Annotated in this window: 4 protein-coding genes; 2 read left to right on the top strand and 2 right to left on the bottom strand. The window is 69.9% G+C overall.

Annotated features, from left to right (window positions below):
* Positions 1–195: 195 nt before the first annotated feature.
* A complete protein-coding gene (locus NTW26_03175; protein MCX7021276.1) occupies positions 196–921 on the top strand; it encodes a hypothetical protein in 726 nt (241 codons plus the stop codon).
* The gene (locus NTW26_03170) at positions 918–2,072 is read left to right on the top strand and encodes a PQQ-binding-like beta-propeller repeat protein (GenBank protein ID MCX7021275.1); all 1,155 of its coding nucleotides are present in this window, start codon (positions 918–920) and stop codon (positions 2,070–2,072) included. The genes NTW26_03175 and NTW26_03170 overlap by 4 nt, the downstream gene beginning before the upstream one ends.
* 255 nt (positions 2,073–2,327) lie before the next feature.
* Here NTW26_03170 and NTW26_03165 read toward each other — a convergent pair whose 3' ends face one another.
* Both NTW26_03165 and NTW26_03160 read right to left on the bottom strand, forming a co-directional pair.
* Positions 2,328–4,106, bottom strand: a complete 1,779-nt coding sequence (locus NTW26_03165; GenBank protein ID MCX7021274.1) for a hypothetical protein — start codon at positions 4,104–4,106, stop codon at positions 2,328–2,330.
* Between the two features lie 13 nt (positions 4,107–4,119).
* Positions 4,120–4,350: a hypothetical protein gene (locus NTW26_03160; GenBank protein MCX7021273.1), complete on the bottom strand. Its 231-nt coding sequence runs from the start codon at positions 4,348–4,350 to the stop codon at positions 4,120–4,122.
* Between the last annotated feature and the right edge of the window lie 152 nt (positions 4,351–4,502).

Here is a 4,502-nt window from a genome sequence, read left to right as displayed (position 1 = left end):
TAAGGTGAGGGTCACCGCATATCCCCTCTCCCCTCTGGGGGGAGGGTCGGGGTAAGGGGTAATGCTGCGGGGACTAAAGTTCCCGCCCCACATTCGGCCCCACGAAACCACGTCGTCCCCAATCTTTTCCCAACCCGGTGGCCGCGGCGACCGGGTTTGGTTTAAGATGGAACCGCACGCAAAATCGGGTCCACCATGCTCAGGATAATCCTCCCCCTCCTCCTCCTTTCCCCCGCCCTCGGGTCCACGGCGGCCGACGACGGGGGGCTGACGCTCTACCTCGCCCCGTCCGGCACCCCCGGAATCCTCGCCTTCTTCCTGCGCCCCGACCTGCCCCCGGACCCGCTCTTCCGCCCCCCGTTCCACATCGCGGCGGGCGGGACCGAGCAGAGCGAAACTGTGCTGCGGCAGGTCTATCGGGCTGAAATCCAGCGGGGCCTGCCCAACCGGCTCCCCTTGCCCCACGCCCCGGACGTCGCCCTCGGGGAAGTGGAACCGGACGCCCTCGTGGAGCAGGTCAAGGCCCTGGGCGGCGGACCGGCGGTCCTGGTCGTAACCGACCCCGGTCTGACCGAATGGTGGGAGATTCTCGCCGGGGAGCTTCCCGGCCACCGGGTTATGCCGGGGATTCGCGCGGACTGGGTGGGCTTCGACGCCCGATACGACCCCGGCAGTCTTGAAATTTTCTCCTGGGGGTGGTGCGACCCCTGCCGCTCCTCGGGCCCCTTCGACGACTCCTTCGCGGTCTGCGGACTGTGCTCCGCGGAGCTCGGCCCGGTGCCCCCGCGCCTTTATTGGCGCGACCGGCTGGGCCGCCCGCGCTCCCGGGAGGCGACCGTGGAATGGCTCGCCGTGGATGAGCTGGTCCCGCAGAGCGAGCTGTGGTACGTGCTGCGGGGCCTCGACGCGGAGGGACGATGACGGCGGTGATTTCCGTCCTGGCCTGGCTGCCGCTCTTCCTCCCCGGCCTCAATTCGGGGGTTGCGGTGGAGCCGGAGCCGCTGCCGCCGCCCGACGAGGGCCACACCCTGGCGCTGGGCGCGGATTTGTCCATGGTCCGCCCCACGCCCGGGCGCGTGTTCGTCGCCTTCGGGGGGGAGGAGCCGCGGCTGGCGGCGCTGGGCGGGGCGAAGAGCCTGGCCTGGGTCCTGCCTCTGGCGGCCGACCCCACGGACCTGGTGGCGGCGGGGCCCTCCCTGGCAGCGGCGGGCGACTCAGGCGGCGGCGTGTGCCTGGTGCGGGGCGACGGGACGGTCGTCTTCGCCGGAAGGCTTCCCGGCGGCGGACCGGTCCATTTCGCCCTCGCCGAGACCGCGCCGTCCGGGGACGAAAAACCCAGGACTATCCTCTATTGCCTGGGGCGTGAGAGCTGGGCGGCCCTCGACCCCGGAAATTTATCCGATTCGACCCCTCGGCCCCTGCCGCTGCCCGCGACCTCGCCGCCGGCGGCGGTCGGAGATACGCTCCTCTACGGCGCCGGCGACACCGTGGTCGCCCTGGATGCGGAGGGCCGGGAGCTCTGGCGTTACGGGACCGGCGGGAGCCTGACCGTCGCCCCGGCCGTCCTGGGGGGGCGGGTCTGGTTCGCCGGCGGGGACAACCGGCTGTACGGCTTTTCGCCGGACAACCCGGCCGCGCCGCTGGTGGAGTACCACGAGCTAGACGCGCCGCCATCCGCCATCTACGCCCTCCCCGGAGAGGCCCTGGCTGTGGGGACGGTGGATGGGGGGCTTTATTTCTTCCGGGACGGCGCTCCGGCGGGGAGGGTGGACCTGGGGCGGACCCCCCGGCCGGGGGCGGTCCTGCGCGGCCGAGAGCTGATACTCCCGCTGGGCTGGGACCGGCTGGCGGCTCTGGACCTCGCGGGCACCCCTTTCGATCCGAAAGAGCCCGGCGCGAGCGTCCCCGAGGTGGCGTGGGTTTTCACCGGGGGCATCCACGGGGAGGCCACGCTGTTCGCGCCCCCGGCGGACCTGAAGCTCACCGACGAGGAACGAAGTAGTCTCGCCGTATACGTCGCGGGTCGGGACGGGCGCCTGGTGGTCCTGGCCCGGGGACATCGGGAAAATTAAAAAAGGGCGGGTGTAGACCCCCCCCTACCGTCCATGCCTCGCGAATCTCACCGTAGGGGCGACCGTCCACGGTCGCCCGCATGTCCCCTCTCCCCGTGGGAGCGGCGCGCCGACGGGCTAGGGTGAGGGCTGCCGTAAACCCCCTCCCCCCTTTGGGGGGAGGCTCGCCTACGGGTTGGGGAGGGGGGCAAAGCGGCGGGGATTGAAATCCCCGCCCTACATTATCGCAACCAGCGGAGCACGGACCGGCGCGGTTTACATGGAGTCCTCGAGGTCGGGCACGGCCTCCTGGGTCGGCGAGGACGACTTTCTGCGCTGGAGGAGAATCCGCCGGATGACGAGGTACAGCGCCACGATGCCGATTGCCACCAGGGCCAGGGTCACGAGGACGCCGACCAGGCGCCCCTCGAAAATCAGGCCCTCAGGCTGCCAGGCCGCGGGGAAGACCGGCGTCCGGAACTTGCCCAGGTACTGCCTGTCATCCTCATCCATGGAGCTGACGACGGCGTTGTAGAGGCCATCCCGCAGCGGCTCCACGGTTAGGAACCGTCTGCCCCGCGGGGATAAAATCGGCAGACCGCCGCTCCGCGAAAGCATCTTGCGCGGCGTGCCCTCCAGGTCGTAGAGGTAAACGGCGGTGTCCGCCTCCTTGGGCGGGACGATTTCAGGCAAAGCCGCGATGGGTGCGGGCTCCTCCGCCCCAGTCGCATCCTGGACGGCCTCCACCGGAACCTCTCCCCCGGCCTCGCCCTCCGGCGCGACCTCCTCCCCCACGACGGGCTCGACCGTGGCGGTCCCGGCTTCGGCGGGCTCACCCTTGACGGGTTCTTCACCGGCAACCGAAGTTTCGGGAGCGACCTCCGGCTCCCCGGTCCCCCCGGCTACCCCCATGGGCACCGGCGTCGCCCCGGTGACGGCGTTTTGCGAGTCCGCACCCTCCGGGGTCGTCTCGGCGGGAACCGCCCCCTCACCGCCGGTGCGCGGCATGAGAACCACCAACTGGCGCCGGTAGGGGACCCAGGCGAAGTCGTACACCCCCTTGGCCACCATCGTCTGCGCGCCGTCGAGGTCTATGACGTAGAGGGAGCCCGCGCCGTCCACGAAGGCCAGCTCGTCGGAGCCGGAGCTCCAGGCGAGGGTCTCGGCGGCCGCCGTGTCCCAGGGGTCCTTCACCTCCAGGAGACTATCGCCGGAGGCGGAGAAAACACGGGGGTGCATCCGCTCCCCCTCATCCTCGATGAGGAAGAACCGGGAGCCGGTCGAATCCCAGGCCATGCGGAAAAAATCCGTGCCGGTGCGGGTCTGATTGGCGCCGTCGAAATCCATCAGGTAAGCGTCGCGGTCCTGGTCCACGCAGACCAGCCGCGAGCCGTGCACCCGGCCCGAGTAGTCCCGGGCGGCGTAGTAGTCGCCAATCTCCTCCACCAGCCGGTAAACGGCGCTGCCGTCCGTCCGGGCCGCGGTGAGGGTCCCCGAGTCGGAGATGAAGAGCACCAGGTCGTCGGTCACGAAGTCGGGACCCGCGGCCACCCCTCCGGCGAGGTAGCGGCTCGTCCCGCTCTCCAGCTCGAAGACCTTGAGGTCGCCCTCCTCCACGTAAGCCAGCACGGTCCCCGAGGGGTTCCACCGGGCCGCCCAGACCCATTCGGCGATGAGCTTCTGCTCCCCGCCGGCCTCGTCCAGGAGGATGAGCTGCTGGTCCAGATCCTTGATGTAGGCCACGGTCCGGCCCACCGCGGAGAACAGCGGCTTCGACCGCGTCTTGACCTCCACCCCCGTGTCCACCCCGGTGAAGCACCAGAAGCTGTCGCCGGTGGGCTTGGCGACGCGGTAGGCGATGTGCCGCCCCGAGGGCGACCAGAAGAATGTGTCCACGTCGTCCCGGTGCGCCAGCGGCCTCGGCTCGGAGCCCGGCTGCCACAGGTAAACCTCGCCCTCGTCCAGGTAGGCCAGCGACGGGGCCTGCTCGCATCCGGCCACCAGGGCGGCCAGGGCCGGCAGGAGCACGAGCAACCGACTACCGATAGAACCCATGTTCATCGCCACCTCAGATTATCCTTTTGACCAACGCCCAGACGGCGTAGAAGGGGAGGAAGACCAGCAGGAGGGGCCAGGTGAAAACCTGCCAGGCCGAGAGGCGGTCCAGTTGCTGCCGTCGGCTGGCGAAGGGCACCTTGTCGGCGAAGCATCCCAGCCAGAGGTAGGCGCGGAAGAGGTAGCGCCCGACCGTGAGGTAGAGAAAAAGTCCGGCCAGGACGGCTAGTATGCGCAGGAGCATGGCGAATTAAAGGGAATCTGCTCCCCGAGCAGTTCAATCCATCACGTCGGCGATGCGGCCACGGATGAAGAGGTTGCGCGCCCGCCGCGCCAGAGGCAGCCCGACTCTCCAGCCCCAACCCCCGAAGGCCGAAAGGGCCAGGTCGTGCGCCC

This window comes from bacterium (assembly GCA_026398675.1).
Lineage (GTDB): Bacteria > RBG-13-66-14 > RBG-13-66-14 > RBG-13-66-14 > RBG-13-66-14 > RBG-13-66-14.
The sequence above is the reverse complement of the archived record's forward strand: the minus strand, read 5'-3'. Positions and strand labels throughout refer to the sequence as shown.

Coding starts and splice junctions, on each gene's coding strand:
- NTW26_03170 (MCX7021275.1), top strand. CDS start 918: ATGACGGCGGTGATTTCCGTCCTGGCCTGGCTGCCGCTCTTCCTCCCC.
- NTW26_03160 (MCX7021273.1), bottom strand. CDS start 4,350: ATGCTCCTGCGCATACTAGCCGTCCTGGCCGGACTTTTTCTCTACCTC.
- NTW26_03175 (MCX7021276.1), top strand. CDS start 196: ATGCTCAGGATAATCCTCCCCCTCCTCCTCCTTTCCCCCGCCCTCGGG.
- NTW26_03165 (MCX7021274.1), bottom strand. CDS start 4,106: ATGGGTTCTATCGGTAGTCGGTTGCTCGTGCTCCTGCCGGCCCTGGCC.